This window comes from Claveliimonas sp., from assembly GCF_037273965.1.
GTDB lineage: Bacteria > Bacillota > Clostridia > Lachnospirales > Lachnospiraceae > Claveliimonas > Claveliimonas bilis.
In genome coordinates this window covers 1-16,478 of sequence record NZ_JAYAZJ010000113.1, presented here as the reverse complement: position 1 = coordinate 16,478, position 16,478 = coordinate 1, and the positions used below count along the sequence as shown (strand labels likewise).

Annotated in this window: 12 protein-coding genes; all 12 read left to right on the top strand. The window is 47.9% G+C overall.

The annotated features are described in order from the left end of the window. Nucleotides 1-311: 311 nt before the first annotated feature. The 12 genes from clpB to fmt all read left to right on the top strand — a co-directional run bounded on the left by clpB (nt 312) and on the right by fmt (nt 16,403). The gene (gene clpB / locus WJ238_RS10155) at nt 312-2,915 is read left to right on the top strand and encodes an ATP-dependent chaperone ClpB (protein WP_256196046.1); all 2,604 of its coding nucleotides are present in this window, start codon (nt 312-314) and stop codon (nt 2,913-2,915) included. Between the two features lie 146 nt (nt 2,916-3,061). Continuing rightward, nucleotides 3,062-4,357 (top strand): DNA polymerase Y family protein, encoded by a 1,296-nt coding sequence (locus WJ238_RS10150; protein ID WP_337606873.1) that lies wholly within the window; start codon nt 3,062-3,064, stop codon nt 4,355-4,357. Next, nucleotides 4,338-5,213, top strand: a complete 876-nt coding sequence (locus WJ238_RS10145) for a YitT family protein (RefSeq protein ID WP_230107593.1) — start codon at nt 4,338-4,340, stop codon at nt 5,211-5,213. Before WJ238_RS10150 ends, WJ238_RS10145 begins: the two co-directional genes overlap by 20 nt. Before the next feature lie 67 nt (nt 5,214-5,280). Next, nucleotides 5,281-6,750 (top strand): UbiD family decarboxylase, encoded by a 1,470-nt coding sequence (locus WJ238_RS10140; protein WP_337606872.1) that lies wholly within the window; start codon nt 5,281-5,283, stop codon nt 6,748-6,750. Further along, a complete protein-coding gene (locus WJ238_RS10135) occupies nt 6,725-7,321 on the top strand; it encodes a UbiX family flavin prenyltransferase (protein WP_337606871.1) in 597 nt (198 codons plus the stop codon). The genes WJ238_RS10140 and WJ238_RS10135 overlap by 26 nt, the downstream gene beginning before the upstream one ends. A 111-nt stretch (nt 7,322-7,432) precedes the next feature. After that, nucleotides 7,433-8,644 (top strand): carboxylate--amine ligase, encoded by a 1,212-nt coding sequence (locus WJ238_RS10130; protein WP_230105436.1) that lies wholly within the window; start codon nt 7,433-7,435, stop codon nt 8,642-8,644. An 11-nt stretch (nt 8,645-8,655) separates the two neighbouring features. After that, nucleotides 8,656-9,372, top strand: coding sequence for a cysteate racemase (cuyB, locus tag WJ238_RS10125; protein ID WP_230105437.1), 717 nt, complete (start codon nt 8,656-8,658; stop codon nt 9,370-9,372). Nucleotides 9,373-9,399: 27 nt separating this feature from the next. Further along, nucleotides 9,400-10,923, top strand: coding sequence for a Mur ligase family protein (locus tag WJ238_RS10120; RefSeq protein ID WP_316269382.1), 1,524 nt, complete (start codon nt 9,400-9,402; stop codon nt 10,921-10,923). 165 nt (nt 10,924-11,088) lie between these two features. After that, the gene (locus tag WJ238_RS10115; protein ID WP_337606870.1) at nt 11,089-12,588 is read left to right on the top strand and encodes a UDP-N-acetylmuramoyl-L-alanyl-D-glutamate--2,6-diaminopimelate ligase; all 1,500 of its coding nucleotides are present in this window, start codon (nt 11,089-11,091) and stop codon (nt 12,586-12,588) included. 38 nt (nt 12,589-12,626) lie between these two features. Then, nucleotides 12,627-14,855 carry a replication restart helicase PriA gene (priA, locus tag WJ238_RS10110; RefSeq protein ID WP_337606868.1) on the top strand — a complete coding sequence of 743 codons (2,229 nt, stop codon included), beginning with the start codon at nt 12,627-12,629 and terminating at the stop codon, nt 14,853-14,855. Between the two features lie 144 nt (nt 14,856-14,999). Beyond that, nucleotides 15,000-15,473, top strand: coding sequence for a peptide deformylase (def, locus tag WJ238_RS10105; RefSeq protein ID WP_316265248.1), 474 nt, complete (start codon nt 15,000-15,002; stop codon nt 15,471-15,473). After that, nucleotides 15,474-16,403 (top strand): methionyl-tRNA formyltransferase, encoded by a 930-nt coding sequence (gene fmt / locus WJ238_RS10100; protein WP_337606867.1) that lies wholly within the window; start codon nt 15,474-15,476, stop codon nt 16,401-16,403. It abuts the gene before it with no gap. Nucleotides 16,404-16,478 lie beyond the last annotated feature (75 nt).

Here is a 16,478-nt window from a genome sequence, read left to right as displayed (position 1 = left end):
TGATGGTGTAGTAAATTAACTCAGATTTCCTTGAATTTACAGGGGATTTTGGAGGTCCCCGATTCTGAAATTGGTGTAGAAATGGTGTAGTAAGCCATTTTTTGAAAAAATGTAAAAATTGGAAAGCCCGAAAAAGCCCGTAAAATCAAGCTTTTTTGAGGTTTTCCAAAAAAATTGGTTAAGGCAATTTAAATGAATTAGCACTCACCTATTGACAGTGCTAATAAAACTGTGTTATAGTTCTGGTAGAACAAGAAAACCAGGGTGCCAATAGGCGCCCTTTCAATAGCAGTTAGGAGGGAGTTTTATTTATGAATATCAATAGATTTACACAAAAGTCCCTGCAGGCCGTTCAGGACTGCGAAAAGATCGCCATGGAGTATGGAAATCAGGAAATTTGTCAGGAGCATCTTTTCTATGCGCTTCTGACACAGGAAGATGGCCTGATCCTGAAAATGATGGAAAAGATGGGACTTGACAAAAACTATGTTGCCAACCGGGCGGAGCAGGCAGTTGCAAAGCGGCCTAAAGTCCAGGGCGGGCAGGCCTTTGTAGGACAGGATCTGAATAAGGTTCTGATCCACGCGGAGGACGAGATGAAACAGATGGGTGATGAGTACGTCTCTGTGGAACATCTGTTTCTTGCTCTTTTAAAATACCCCAGCCGGGAGATGAAGGAACTGTTTCGTGAGATGGGAATTTCAAAGGAAGGTTTCCTGCAGGCCCTTTCTACCGTGAGAGGCAATCAGAAAGTTACCAGCGATAATCCGGAGGCAACGTATGATACCCTGACAAAATACGGGACAGATCTTGTGGAGAGAGCCAGGGATCAGAAGCTGGATCCGGTGATCGGCCGTGACAGTGAAATACGAAATGTGATCCGTATCCTTTCCCGAAAAACCAAAAATAATCCGGTGCTGATCGGAGAACCCGGCGTCGGTAAGACCGCGGTAGTGGAAGGCCTGGCACAGAGGATCGTCCGCGGAGATGTGCCGGAGACGTTGAAAGACAAGACGATATTTTCCCTTGACATGGGCGCTCTCGTAGCGGGTGCAAAGTACAGAGGTGAATTTGAGGAACGTCTGAAAGCTGTGCTGGAAGAGGTGAAGAACAGTGACGGAAAGATCATTCTGTTTATTGATGAGCTTCATACTATTGTGGGAGCAGGAAAAACAGACGGAGCCATGGATGCCGGAAATATGCTGAAGCCCATGTTGGCACGGGGCGAGCTGCACTGTATCGGAGCGACTACCTTGGATGAATACCGGCAGTACATTGAGAAGGATGCAGCATTGGAGAGAAGGTTCCAGCCGGTTACGGTGGATGAACCTACTGTAGAAGACACCATTTCTATTTTAAGAGGACTGAAGGAACGGTACGAGGTGTTCCATGGAGTGAAGATTGCGGACGGAGCTCTTGTGGCGGCAGCAACTTTGTCCAACCGCTATATTTCCGACCGTTTCCTTCCGGATAAAGCCATTGACCTGGTAGACGAAGCCTGTGCCATGATCAAGACAGAACTGGATTCCATGCCTGCAGAGCTGGATGAACTTCAAAGAAAGATCATGCAGCTTGAGATAGAAGAGGCGGCTCTGAAAAAAGAGGAAGACCGGTTAAGCAAAGAAAGGCTGGAGCATATTCAGGAAGAGCTGGCCCAGCAAAGAGAAGAATTCGCGACCCGCAAGGCACAGTGGGACAATGAGAAAGGCAGCGTGGAGCGGGTACAGAAGCTGCGCGAGGAGATCGAGCAGATCGGAAAAGAAATCCAGAAGGCACAGCAGTCCTATGATCTGGAAAAGGCAGCGGAACTTCAGTACGGAAGGCTGCCGGGCTTGAAAAAACAGCTGGAAGCAGAGGAAGCAAGGATTAAAGAGGAAGATCTGGATCTGGTGCATGAGAGCGTCAATGAAGATGAGATTGCCAAGATCGTATCCAGATGGACAGGAATCCCTGTGGCAAAACTGAATGAAAGCGAGCGGAGCAAGACCCTCCATCTGGCGGATGAACTTCACAAAAGAGTCATCGGTCAGGACGAAGGAGTGGAACTGGTGACAGAAGCAATTATCCGTTCCAAAGCAGGGATCAAGGATCCGACAAAGCCTATCGGTTCCTTCCTTTTCCTGGGTCCTACCGGTGTAGGAAAAACTGAGCTTGCCAAGGCTCTTGCACAAAGTCTTTTTGATGATGAGAACAATATGGTCCGTATTGACATGAGTGAGTATATGGAGAAGTATTCCGTGTCAAGACTGATTGGAGCGCCTCCGGGATATGTAGGATATGACGAGGGAGGACAGCTGACAGAGGCGGTAAGAAGAAAGCCTTATTCTGTTGTTCTCTTTGATGAGATCGAGAAGGCCCATCCTGACGTATTCAATGTACTTCTTCAGGTACTGGATGACGGGCGGATCACCGATTCCCAGGGACGGACCGTTGACTTTAAGAATACGATCCTGATCATGACTTCAAACATCGGATCCGGCTATCTGCTGGAGGGTATTGACGATCAGGGAAATATCAAAGAGGAAAGCCAGCAGGCAGTCATGAATGAGCTTCGTGCTCATTTCCGCCCGGAGTTTTTGAACCGTCTGGATGAGACGATCATGTTTAAGCCGCTGACGAGAACAGATATCGGACAGATCATAGATCTGCTGGTGGCAGACCTGAATAAGCGGCTGGCTGACAGGGAGATCGGCATTGAGCTGACAGAGGCGGCGAAGGAACATATCATTCAGGGAGGCTATGAACCGATGTACGGGGCAAGACCTATGAAGAGATATCTCCAGAAAAATGTAGAGACAACGGCTGCAAGGCTTATGTTGGAAGGAAATGTAGGAAGCGGTGATACCATTCTTATCGACGAGTCGGACGGCAGGCTGAAAGCCATGGTAAAAGAAAATTTAAAAATAGTTTCTTAGAAAATCTTAGGAAGATTTCAGAAGAAAACAGCGCCGGTGTGCAGGGAGGATTACGCAGTCAGCAGCGTAGTTACCCCTTGTGCACCGGCGCTGATATGTTACAATAGACATATTCTTGGTCAGTATTGGCAGAAAGGAGAAGGAGCATGCCACGGACAATTTTCCATATTGATGTAAATTCCGCCTATCTTAGCTGGACGGCAGTAGAACAGTTGAAGAATGGAGCAAAGGCGGATATCAGGACTATTCCGGCTATTATCGGCGGGAATCAGGAATCCAGACATGGTGTGGTGCTGGCGAAATCGATTCCGGCCAAGAAATATGGAATCCGGACCGGTGAGCCTGTGGCAAACGCCTTAAGGAAATGCCCGGATATCCATATAGAGCCGCCGGATCATGAGCTTTACCGGGCCTACAGCAGAAAGCTGATGGATTTTCTTCATACCTATACGCCGGATATTGAACAGGTCAGTGTGGATGAATGTTACCTCGACTACACAGGCATTGCCCATCAGTTCTATTCTCCCGTATCTGCAGCTCTGGAAATCAAAGAGAAAATATATAAGAAATTCGGATTTACCGTAAACATCGGCATTTCTTCTAATAAAGTTCTGGCTAAAATGGCGTCGGATTTTGAAAAACCGGGCAAGGTGCATACGCTGTTCCCGGAAGAGATCCGTGTAAAAATGTGGCCTTTGCCTGTCAGAGAGCTATACATGGCCGGAGGTTCCAGCGTGGAGACTTTGAAAAAACTCGGTATCCATACCATTGGGGAACTGGCATGCGCTGATCCGGCGATCCTGGAGCTTCATCTGAAAAGCCACGGAAGAATGCTGTGGAATTTTGCCAATGGGCGGGACGACACGCCTGTGGTATCAGAGAAGGTGGAGGCAAAGGGGATCGGCAATTCCGTAACCCTTCCAAAAGATGCCGTCACCAGAGAGGAGGCGAAGCAGGTGCTCCTGAAGCTTGCGGAAAGTGTAGGGGGAAGGCTTCGCAAAGCCGGACAGAAGGCGGGAATGTTAAGCGTGGAGATCAAGTATTCCACATTTGACACCTGCTCCCATCAAAGGCAGCTTTTCCGTGTTACCAGCAGTGATACGGAAATTTACCAGGAGGCTGTGCAGCTTTTTGATGAATTGTGGAACGGTCAGCCCATCCGGCTGCTGGGAATAAGAAGTTCCAAACTTGTGGGAGAGGATGAACCGCAGCAGCTGAGTATTTTTGATATTCAGATACCGGAAAAACCTCTGCAAAAAGTGCAGAAAGAAAAGGAAAAGGATGCTTTCGCCGCGCAGCAGTCCATAAAACAGGAAAAACTTGCCAAAGCTCTGGATGAGATCCGGGGAAAGTATGGAGAAAATGCAGTGACAAGGGGCAGTTTTCTAAAAAATAACAGGGAAGGAAAAAGAAATGGAGAGCATGAAGACAGAGAAGATTAAATGGAAAGAAATCGGCACGGATATACTGGTTGACCTGGCGGCAGGAATGGCTCTTGCCATAGGAATTTACAATTTTGCCCTCAATGCCAACTTCCCGGTGGCGGGATTTTCCGGAGTGGCGATCATTTTGTATCATGTTTTCGGGATTCCTGTAGGAGCCGGAACAATCCTTCTGAATGTCCCGGTAGCTATTTTCTGTTACAAATATCTGGGGCGTATCTTTTTCCTGAAATCAGCCAAATCGATGATCATTTCTTCGCTGCTTATGGACTATGTGGCGCCGCTTCTTCCGGTCTATGAAGGCAGCAGGCTTCTGGCGGCACTTTGTATGGGCGTTCTGACCGGCATCGGCTATGCTCTGATCTTTATGCGGGGATCTTCCACGGGAGGGCAGGACTTTATCACTGTGGCTATCCGCAAAGCGCGTCCCCACATGACATTGGGTATTATTACCTTTGTTTTGGATATGATCACCATTCTTCTGGGAAGCCTGATCGTGTTTAAAGAAGTGGATGGATTTATTTACGGTGTGATCGTGACCTATCTGATGGCAAGTGTGATGGACCGCATTATGTATGGAATTGATGAGGGGAAAATGACTCTGATCGTCACAGAAAAAGGAAGAGAGGTTGCTCAGAAGATCGATCAGTATTCCGGCAGAGGGTCTACTATTCTAAAAGGAACAGGAAGTTATTCCAGCAGGGAAAAGGATGTTGTCATGTGCGCCTGCAACAACAAGGAAATGTATACCATTAAGCGGATCGTCGGCCAGGTGGATCCGGAGGCGTTTACCATTATTATGGAATCCAATGAAGTAGTGGGAGAAGGATTTAAAGAAAATGAACAGCAGCCCTAGGTTTTCATATACAGCGATATGTGTTAGAATAAAAAGAAGTGTTTGGTTTGTTTAAGGAGGAAGAAAAATGAAACCGATCAAAAGTTTTCGCGAGTATGTGGAAAAGCTGGAGGAAAGCGGTGAAATCGTAAAGATTTCAAAGGAAGTAGACTGGAATCTGGAAATGGGGGCAATTACAAGAAGAGCCTATGATCTTCCGGCTCCGGCGCCGCTGTTCGAGAATGTAAAAGGATGTCAGAAAGGTTTCCGGGTGCTTGGGGCGCCTGTTGGGTTAAGCCCGGACAAAGAACATCCATTTAAAAGAGTGGCCCTCTCTCTTGGGCTGCCTGTAGATACACCGGCGCCAAAACTTGTGGAGGAATGGTCAAAAGTTCCGGATGTAACTCCGATCCCGCCCCGCACAGTGGAGGACGGCCCCTGTAAGCAGAATAAATTATTGGGGGAAGAGATTGACCTTACCAGGCTTCCGATCCCCTGGATTCATTATGGGGACGGAGGACGCTATATTAATACATATGGTATTTTTATTGCAAGAACGCCGGACGGCTCCTGGGTAAACTGGGCAATTTCCCGTGCAATGCTGGACGGCCCACAGACGATAGCAGGCGTTGTGATCCCGACACAGGATTTCGGAAAAATTTATGCTCAGTGGAAAGAAATCGGAGAGGAAATGCCTTTCGCTCTCTGTCTTGGCGTAGATCCTGCCATTGCCATGATCGCAGGCTATCCTCTTCCTTCCGGAATGAGCGAAGGAGAGATGATGGGCGGCTGGTACGGCGAGCCGGTTGATGTAGTGAAATGTGAGACAAACGACCTTCTTGTGCCGGCCTCTACAGAGATTGTCATTGAAGGATTTGCGTCCCTGGATGAGCTGGTTCCGGAAGGCCCCATGGGAGAGTACGGCGGATATGTCTGGACCGGACGGGGAAAAGAGGTTCCATGTTTTAAAGTGACAGCAATGACATACCGTGATGATCCCATCATGCCTCTTTGTGTGGCAGGCGTACCCACAGAGGAAAATCATACAAACTGGGGGATCAGTATCGCGGCAAGCATTCAGAATGTGCTGTCCAAACAGGATTTCCCGATCCGGGAATGCTTCATTCCGATGGAGTCGGCGGCACACTGGTTTGTTGTCAGCGTAGATAAAAACCGGGATACAAAAGATGACCAGAAACTGGCAGAGAATATTGGAAAGGCGGTATTTGCATCCAAAGGCGGCTCCTATGTTCCAAAGGTAATTGTTGTGGATGACGATATCGATCCCAGCAATCTGTCACAGCTTGTATGGGCCATTGCCACCCGTCACCATCCGGATACCCGGGTGACGATCCCGAATCAGTATATTTTCCCTCTGGTGGCATATTTAAGTGCTAAGGAGAAGGCGGATGCCGTCTCCACAAGGGTGATCTATAACTGTCTGACGCCGTTCCACAGCTGGCCAGAGGAGACAAGACCGGTGGAGGCGTCCTTCCGCGGATATCCGGAAGAACTGCAGAAAAAAGTGATGGATGAATGGAAAGAATATGGGTTCTGATATGAGAATGATCGTAGGAGTATCCGGCGCCACAGGAGTGGAGATGAGTTATTATCTTCTGCGGGCGCTTAAAGATACGGAAAACTGTGAAATACATCTGATTTTGAGTGAAGGTGCAAAGGTGACATGGGATCTGGAAAGCAGTGTGCCTTTAGAAGAGCTGACAGAGCTTGCGGATTTCATTTATGATGAAAAGGATCTGGCTGCAGCTGTATCCAGCGGTTCCTTTGTCACGGACGGCATGGTGATCCTGCCCTGCAGTATGAAAACACTGGCAGGCATCTCAGTGGGGTATGCGGAGAATCTCCTTATAAGGGCTGCTGATGTCTGCCTGAAAGAAGGACGGAAGGTTGTTCTTGTACCAAGGGAGATGCCTTTTGGAAAAATCCATATAGAAAACCTGAAGAAAGCGTCGGATCTGGGGTGCGTCATCGTGCCCCCGGTCCTGACATTTTATAATAATCCCCGCACACTGGAGGATCAGATCCACCATATTATAGGAAAAATCCTTCTGCAGTTTGGAATTTCCTATGAACATTTTGTGCCCTGGACGGGAGCGCCCAAAGAATAAAGGGGCATTACTTGACAAGCCGGGGTACTTAAGCGTTATAATCAGTTGGGACAAAATTCCTTTTGTCCCGGCAGTATGAACAAATGTATATAAGGAGAATTTCAGACAGTTATGGAATGCAAAGAAAGAGAGTTTATTCCCGTTCTTCTGGGAGGAGATATTAATACCTACAGTGTTGCAAGAGCATTTTATGAGCAGTACCAGGTAAAATCTTATGTATTTGGAAAATATCAGACCGGTCCCAGCTATCACAGCCAGATCACAGTGTACGAGGGAAATCCGAAAATTGATACGGATGATTATTTCCTGGAGCGTATCAACCGGTTTGCAAATGAGCATAAAGACAAAAAGATCCTGCTGATCGGCTGCGGAGACAGCTATGTGGCGCTGGCCAGCAGACATAAGAAAGAACTGGCTTCCAATGTGATCGCGCCTTATATTGACTTTGATCTGATGGACAGCCTGCAGCAGAAAGAACGTTTCTATCAGCTCTGTGAGAAGCATGGGGTAGACTATCCGAAGACCATCATTTACAGGCCGGATATGGGGCTTGATTTCCCATGTGAATTTTCCTACCCGGTTATTGTAAAGCCATCCAACAGTATTGCTTACTGGGAACATCCGTTTCCGACGCAGAATAAGATCTATAAGCTGGATTCCAGAAAAGAGATGGAGGATGTGATCCGCCAGATCTATGAAGCAGGGTATGACGATGCGCTGATCATCCAGGATACCATACCCGGAAACGATGAATATATGAGAGTTCTCACTTCCTATTCTGACCGGAACGGAAAAGTAAAGATGATGTGCTTAGGCCATGTACTTTTAGAGGAGCATACTCCTCACGGCCTTGGAAACCATGCTGTCATTATTACAGAACCGAATAAAGAGCTGATGGGAAGAGTAAAGAATCTTCTGGAAGATCTGCACTATGTGGGATTTTCCAACTTTGATATTAAATATGATATGCGCGACGGCACATATCGCTTCTTTGAGATCAACACAAGGCAGGGCAGGAGCAATTATTATGTGACAGGCTCCGGGTTTAATGTGGCGAAATATTTTGTGGAGGATTACATTTATCACCGGGATCTTCCATATGAGGAGGCCACAGAGGAACATTTATGGATGACCGTTCCAAAGGGCGTGGCCTATAAGCACATCAAAGACCCTGCAATGATCGCCAGAATGAAAAAGCTGGTAAAAGAAGGCAGGATGGTAAATCCGGTCTTTATGAGAGGGGACCTTCGTCCGATGCGCTTCCTTCGGATGCTCAAGACCCATTTGAAACAGTATTCCTATTTTAATAAATATTACAAATAAGGAAAGAATTTATGGAAGAAAGAAAAGAAAGAAAAATCCTGGGCGTAATTGGAGGCATGGGACCTGAGGCGACCAGTTATTATTATGAAAATGTGATTGCTCACACCAGGGCGGAAAAGGATCAGGATCATATTAACATGGTGATCTTAAGCCATGCGTCCATTCCCGACCGTACGGAATCCATTATATCCGGCGACAGCGCCCATCTGATCCGGATCCTGACAGAGGATGCCCGTACGCTGGAAAAGCTGGGGGCGGCAAATATTGCTATCCCCTGCAATACGTCCCATTATTATTATGAGCAGATCCAAAAAGCGGTGTCTGTTCCGGTGATCAACATGGTGCGTGAGAGCGTGGCTTATGCAGTGGAAAAGATAGCTGATGTAAAGAGAATCGGTATTATGGCGACGGATGGAACTATTAATTCCCGGATTTACCATAAAGAATGCAGGAAGCTTGGTATTACTCCGGTAAAACCCTCTCCTGAGCGTCAGAGGGATGTGATGTCTCTTATTTATGACGATATCAAGAGCGGAAAAAAAGGGGACCGCGCCAAATTTGACCGTGTATTAAGCGAATTTATGAGAAAGGGATGTGACGCAGTCATACTGGCCTGTACAGAACTGTCTGTCTTTAAGGGAAAGCATGAGATTCCCACACTCTGTCTGGATGCGATGGATGTGCTGGTGAGAGAATCCATTATACGATCAGGCGCCCAGTACCAGTAGAAAAGCGAACACTAAGGGAGATAAATCATGGCAAAAATGCAGTATCATACAATAGGGGAATATCAGGAGCTGCTGAGAAAAAGCGGGCTGCTCTTTGAGACAAAGACAGAAGGGAGCTCTGACCAGGTTATCCGTATCCTGACTTACAATTCCAAAGAAGCAGGGGAAGATACGCTGTTCATCTGTAAGGGCGCGGCTTTCAAGCCGGCTTACCTGCGGGAAGCAGTGGAAAAAGGGGCGGTATGCTATATCAGTGAAAAGGCTTTTGAGCTTGAGAAAGATATTCCCTATATTCTTGTAACAGACATTCGGAAGGCAATGGCGATTCTGGCAAATTTCTTTTACCAGGAGCCATGGAAAGAACTGGTTGTCACCGGGATCGGAGGAACAAAAGGAAAATCTACATCAGCATATTATATGAAGGCTGTCGTGGATGATTATATGGAGGCACAAGGGAAAAAGGAAAGTGCCGTTATCTCTTCCATTGATATTTACGACGGGGTGACAAAAGTAGAATCCCATATTACAACGCCGGAGGCTATGGAGCTGCAGCAGCATTTGAGAAATGCGCTGGACAGCCAGATTACCTATGCGGAAATGGAGGTATCCTCACAGGCGCTGAAATATCACCGTGTAGATGGCATGCGTTTTGATGTAGGAATCTTTCTGAATATATCAGAAGACCATATCAGCCCCATTGAACATGAGGATTTTGAAGATTATTTCTCATCTAAAATGCTGATGTTTGCACAGACAGACACAGCGGTAGTGAATCTGGATGCAGATCATATAGAACGTATACTGGAGGAAGCCAAAGCAGCGAAAGCGTGTGTGACTTTCAGCCTGAAGAATCCGGAGGCTGATTATTACGGCTACAACATCAGAAAAGACGGACATGAGACAACCTTTTCCGTAAAGAGTAAAGACTTTGATGAGGAATTTGTCCTTACCATGCCGGGACTTTTCAATGTGGAAAACGCCCTTGGAGTGATCGCGGCGGCATCGGCTCTTCAGATTCCAAGAGAATATATCCACAGCGGGCTGAAGCGGGCAAGATCCAGTGGAAGAATGGAGCTGTATGCAAGCAAGGATAAGAATGTCATTGCCATTGTGGATTATGCTCACAATAAGCTGAGTTTTGAAAAGCTTTTTTCTTCCATGAAGGAAGAATATCCAGATTACGGGATCGTGTCTATTTTCGGATGCCCCGGAAAGAAAGCCTATATCCGGAGGAGAGATCTGGGAACGGTAGCCGGACAGTATGCCCGGAAGGTATACCTGACAGCAGAGGATCCGGGATATGAGCCGGTGGAGGATATATCGAAAGATATCGCGCAGTATGTGGAAGCCCAGAACTGTCCGTATGAGATGATCGAGGACAGGGGAGAAGCGATCCGCTCTGCCATTGAAAGCGCGGAAGGAAAAACTCTTCTTCTTATTACTGGAAAGGGAAAAGAGACGAGACAGAAGTATGGCAGCGAGTATGTGGACTGCCCTTCTGACGTAGATTACGTAAAGAAATATCTTGCCGAGTACGACCAGAGACAGTAAATCAAAACAGACAGCGGGCGGGGGAGAAACACTCCTGGCCTGCTGTTTTTTGCATTTCCGGTTACTATTCACAGCCGTTTCAGACCTGCGAGTAGTAACCATTTCCAGAGACTGCGGAATTTGGCGGACGAAAAAGAGTTGACGCTCCGGAAAGATTGTGTGACAATGATAGAAAAGACCTACAGGCCGGTGATAAAAATGCGGCTTTCCAGTTTGCTTGCACGAGTCAGATACAGGGTGATCCAGGGAACGACAGACAGAGAGGTAAAAAGCGTAACCAATGATACAAAGGCAGTACAAAAAGATGATGTCTATATATGTATCGAAGGATATGAACAGGACGGCCACCGCTTTGCGTGGGAAGCATCAGAGCGGGGAGCGGCTGCTGTGGTGGTTTCAAAGATGGTTGTGTGTCCCGAAGATGTGACAGTCATTCAGGTGGCAGATCCAAGATGTGTGATGGCTGAAATGTCGGCTGCTTCTTTTGGATATCCGGCCGAAAAACTGGATATTATCGGAGTGACAGGAACCAAGGGAAAGACCACAACAGCCTGGATGATACGGGAAATTTTAAGAAAAGCGGGAAGGCGTCCGGGACTTATAGGAACTATAGAGACAGACACCGGGCTTCGCCGTTTTCCCAGTATTCACACCACGCCGGAGTCCTGCGATCTGCAGCGATTCCTGAAAGAGATGACAGATGCCGGATGTGATACAGCTGTCATGGAAGTCTCCTCACAGGCCCTGAAGCTGCAGCGGACGTCAGGCGTTTTTTTTAAATACGGAGTATTTACCAATTTGGGCCGGGACCACATCGGCCCCGGAGAACATGCAGATATGGAGGAATATCTGCAGTGCAAACATCTGCTCTTTCTTCAGTGTGAAACGGGAGTGGGAAATGCAGATGATCCGGCATGGGAAGAAGTGACAGATCGGTGCGGATGCCGGAAAGTTACATTTGGAATGAAAGAAGGAGCCGATTACAGGGCAATCGGTTCTAAAAGCAGCGTGCGCGGCGGCCGGCCGGGCATGTGTTTTATTTTGGAAGGACGAAGCGGTGAGATCTTCCTTCCGCTTCCGGGACAGTTTAATGTACAGAATGCTCTGGCAGCTTCCGCTGCTTTGCTGGATTACGGCATTCCCATGGAAACGGTGGCGTCAGCTATGAGAGAACTTTATGTTCCGGGACGGATGGAGCAGATTCCCTCTCCGGAAGGATGCAGCATTTTTCTGGATTACGCACACAATGCCATGAGCCTTTCGGAGGCCCTTGGGACGCTGAGAAAATATGCTCCCGGAAGACTGGTAGTTGTCTTTGGCTGCGGAGGAGGAAGATCAAAAGAGAGAAGATATGAGATGGGGGAGACAGCCGGGCGCCTGGCGGATCACACCATCATTACAAGTGATAATCCCCGCTGGGAAAATCCGGAGGACATTATTGCAGATATTGTGTCAGGAATCTGCAGAACGAAAGGGGATTACACCGTAATTCAAGACCGGCGTCAGGCAGTCCGTTATGCTTTGAAAACAAGACATTACGGAGATATCATTTTAATTGCGGGAAAAGGACACGAGACTTATCAGGAAATCCGTGGGATCCGTTACCCCATGGATGACCGGGAACTGATCAGCAGATGCATGGCAGAAGATCCCCTCTCTTTATAAGGACATATGCGTTCATAGAGAGGGAAAGGGAGAACAGTATGTACGCAGATATTATCATAGACATTACACATGAAAAACTGGATAAAATCTTTCAATACAGGATTCCGGATAAACTGAAAGAGGACCTGCGCATCGGGATGGAAGTAGTCGTTCCTTTCGGGAAGGGAAATAAGGAGACAAAAGGTTATGTTGTCAGCTTTTCAGAAAAGCCGGGGTATGATCCGGAAAAAATGAAGGAGATCCTGTGTGTGGCAAAGGAAAGCATGGCAATTGAGGCAAAACTGGTAGCGCTTGCCGCCTGGATGAAAGAGACATATGGAGGAACCATGATCCAGTCTCTTAAGACAGTGCTTCCTATTAAGAAAAAAGAAAAAATACGGCAAAAACGGACCCTTCTCCTTGTCTCTGACAGGGAGGAGGCCCAAAAGAAGCTGGACTGGTATCTGGAAAAAAATCAGAAAGCCAGGGCCAGGCTGCTTGCCGCCCTTCTCGACAGCCCCCGGCTTGAGTATGATTTTGCCATCAAAAAACTGAACCTTAGCGCCACAGTTGTAAAGGCGCTGGAAGAGCAGGGAATCCTGAAAACAGAGGTATCCCAGGTGTACCGAAGTCCTGTGGCTGCAAGGAAGCAGAGTCGGAGAGAGATCTGCTATACGAAGGAGCAGGAGATGGCAATCCGGCGCTTCCGGGAGGATTATGACAGGGGAGAGCGCGGAACTTATCTGGTGCACGGAGTCACGGGAAGCGGAAAGACGGAAGTGTATATGGCTATGATCCAGAAAGCAGTGGAAAAGGGAAAACAGGCCATTGTCCTTATTCCGGAGATCGCTCTGACCTATCAGACGGTCACGCGTTTTCAGAGAGTATTCGGTGAAAGAGTTTCCATTTTAAACTCCCGCATGTCAGCAGGGGAGCGGTATGATCAGATGGAGCTGGCGCGGACAGGACAGATCGATGTCATGATCGGGCCTCGTTCCGCCCTGTTTACCCTTTTCCCTGATCTGGGTCTGATCATCATTGATGAGGAGCACGAGCCAAGTTACAAAAGTGAGCAGGTTCCCCGGTATCATGCAAGGGAGACAGCGATTTACCGGGCAAAACTGGAAGGCGCCAGCGTGGTCCTTGGCTCCGCTACGCCATCATTGGAAGCATATTACCGCTGCCGGAAGGGAGAGTATGTGCTGCTGGAGCTGAAAAGCAGGGTGCGGGAAGGGAATCTCCCTCACGTATGGATTGCTGATATGAGGGAAGAACTGAAAAAAGGAAACCGTTCTATTTTCAGTGATCAGTTAAGAGAATTGATACAGGATCGGCTGGAAAAGAAACAGCAGACTATGCTTTTTATTAATCGAAGGGGATACGCAGGCTTTATTTCCTGCCGTTCCTGCGGTCATGTGGTAAAATGTCCTCACTGCGATGTGTCCTTATCCGTACACCGGGGCGGCAGAATGGTCTGCCATTACTGCGGCTATGAGGAGAAAGCAGTCACTGCCTGTCCGGTCTGCGGTTCCGTTCACATTGGAGGCTTCCGGGCGGGAACACAGCAGATAGAAGAGATGGCAGCCCGGGAATTTCCGGGCGCAAGAATCCTCCGCATGGATGCGGATACCACAAGAAACAAGGATGGGCACGAAAAGATCCTGGAGGCATTTGCAGACGGCGGAGCAGATATTCTTGTGGGAACACAGATGATCGTAAAAGGTCATGATTTTCCCGGTGTTACTCTTGTGGGGATCCTGGCGGCAGATATGTCTCTTTACAGTGATGATTACCGCGCCGGCGAGCGGACATTTCAGCTCCTTACCCAGGCGGCGGGACGAGCCGGCAGAGGCAGGGAAGAAGGAGAAGTGGTAATCCAGACATACAGCCCGGAGCACTACAGCATTCAGACGGCGGCCCGGCAGGATTACTGCGCTTTTTATGAAGAGGAAATGAGTTACAGGGAGATGATGGGGTATCCCCCTGCAGCGGAGCTTCTGGCCATTTTGATGACAGGGCCGGATGAGACAAAACTGATCCTTGCTGCAGAATATCTGAAAGGATTTGCCGAGCGTCTCGGGGCGGCAGGTCAGCTTGCGGTCATCGGTCCCGCCAGTCCCTATGTGGGGAAGGTGAACGATGTTTATCGCAGGATACTCTATCTAAAAAGCGATAAATATGATATGCTGATAAAGGCCAAAGATAAGCTGGAACAGTATATAGAGATCAATACAGGATTTAAAGATATGCGCATTCAGTTTGACTTTAATCCCATGAATCTGTTTTAAGCAGGAATGTTTCATCAGAAAAGTTTCATCAGGAATGCACGGGAAAGTTTCGGTGAAGAGACTGTCTGGACAAATGGGACGGGATAAAAATAAGTCTCCAAAAAAGGAGATATAACACATATAGAAAAAAGGAGAAAAACAGATATGGCAATTAGAAAAATAAGAGAAATCGGAGATGAAGTTTTGACCAAACCATGCAAAGAAGTGACAAAGATGACACTTCGGACAAAAATACTGATCGATGACATGCTGGATACCATGTATGAAGCAATGGGGGTAGGACTTGCAGCGCCGCAGGTGGGGATTCTAAAAAGGATCGTAGTGATCGATGTGGGAGAAGGACCGATTGTTCTGATTAATCCGCAGATTGTGGGGACAGATGGGGAACAGACCGGAGAAGAAGGCTGCTTAAGCGTACCGGGAAAATCCGGACTTGTCACAAGACCGGACTATGTGAAGGTAAAAGCTCTGGATGAGGATATGAAAGAAATAGAGCTGGAAGGAAACGGGCTTCTTGCAAGAGCTTTCTGCCATGAGATCGATCATCTGGATGGAAAGATGTATGTAGATCTGGTGGAAGGCGAGCTTCATGATACCGAATATAAGGAGGAAGAATAAATGAAGGTTATCTTTATGGGGACGCCGGAGTTTTCTGTAGGAACGCTGGAAGCGCTGGCAGATGCCGGACATGAGATCGTGCTTGCGGTGACGCAGCCGGATAAACCCAGGGGAAGAGGAAAGGAAATGCAGTATCCGCCGGTGAAAGAGGCAGCTCTGAAAAGAGGGATTCCTGTGTTTCAGCCGATGAAAGTCCGGGAACCGGAATGTATGGAAGAATTAGCTCGTTATCAGGCTGATGTGATGGTTGTGGTCGCTTTTGGACAGATCCTCCCGGCAAAGATCCTTCAGATGGCTCCTTACGGCTGTATTAATGTTCATGCCTCCCTTCTTCCGAAATACCGCGGAGCAGCGCCGATCCAGTGGGCTGTTATAGAAGGGGAAAAAGTGTCCGGAGTGACGACCATGCAGATGGATGAAGGGCTGGATACAGGGGATATGCTTTTGAAAAAAGAGATTCCTCTTGAGGCGGACGAGACAGGAGGAAGTCTCCATGATAAACTGGCAGCGGCAGGGGCAGCGCTCTGTGTGGAAACACTGCAAAAACTGGAAGAGGGAACTCTAAAACCTGAAAAGCAGGGAGAAAGTCCGACTGCCTATGCCCGTATGCTGAATAAAGAAATGGGAAGGATCGACTGGACCTGTGAAGCAGTGCAGATTGAAAGATTGATCCGGGGATTAAATCCCTGGCCCAGCGCTTACACGTTCTGGGACGAAAAGACTATGAAGATCTGGAAGGCGGAAGTGTCATCGGAAAATACGGATCAAGTGCCCGGTACTGTGACAGAAGTAGGAAAAGATTTCTTTGCAGTTCAGACAAAAGAAGGCCAGCTGAAGATAAAGGAACTTCAGATCCCGGGAAAGAAAAGGATGGATGCAGGCGCTTTTCTCCGGGGCTATAAGGTGGAAGAAGGATACAGGCTGGGGTAGATGCGGGAAGCAGCAGCTATGCCATGCAGCTCGGATTCGCAGCATACGCTGCTTTACCGCTGCTTGCGCAGCTAA

Bases quoted from the DNA above. Each gene is read 5' to 3' on its own strand.
- def (WP_316265248.1), top strand. From the start codon at position 15,000: ATGGCAATTAGAAAAATAAGAGAAATCGGAGATGAAGTTTTGACCAAA.
- WJ238_RS10140 (WP_337606872.1), top strand. From the start codon at position 5,281: ATGAAACCGATCAAAAGTTTTCGCGAGTATGTGGAAAAGCTGGAGGAA.
- WJ238_RS10120 (WP_316269382.1), top strand. From the start codon at position 9,400: ATGGCAAAAATGCAGTATCATACAATAGGGGAATATCAGGAGCTGCTG.
- WJ238_RS10135 (WP_337606871.1), top strand. From the start codon at position 6,725: ATGAATGGAAAGAATATGGGTTCTGATATGAGAATGATCGTAGGAGTA.
- WJ238_RS10145 (WP_230107593.1), top strand. From the start codon at position 4,338: ATGAAGACAGAGAAGATTAAATGGAAAGAAATCGGCACGGATATACTG.
- cuyB (WP_230105437.1), top strand. From the start codon at position 8,656: ATGGAAGAAAGAAAAGAAAGAAAAATCCTGGGCGTAATTGGAGGCATG.
- clpB (WP_256196046.1), top strand. From the start codon at position 312: ATGAATATCAATAGATTTACACAAAAGTCCCTGCAGGCCGTTCAGGAC.
- fmt (WP_337606867.1), top strand. From the start codon at position 15,474: ATGAAGGTTATCTTTATGGGGACGCCGGAGTTTTCTGTAGGAACGCTG.
- WJ238_RS10115 (WP_337606870.1), top strand. From the start codon at position 11,089: ATGATAGAAAAGACCTACAGGCCGGTGATAAAAATGCGGCTTTCCAGT.
- WJ238_RS10130 (WP_230105436.1), top strand. From the start codon at position 7,433: ATGGAATGCAAAGAAAGAGAGTTTATTCCCGTTCTTCTGGGAGGAGAT.
- priA (WP_337606868.1), top strand. From the start codon at position 12,627: ATGTACGCAGATATTATCATAGACATTACACATGAAAAACTGGATAAA.
- WJ238_RS10150 (WP_337606873.1), top strand. From the start codon at position 3,062: ATGCCACGGACAATTTTCCATATTGATGTAAATTCCGCCTATCTTAGC.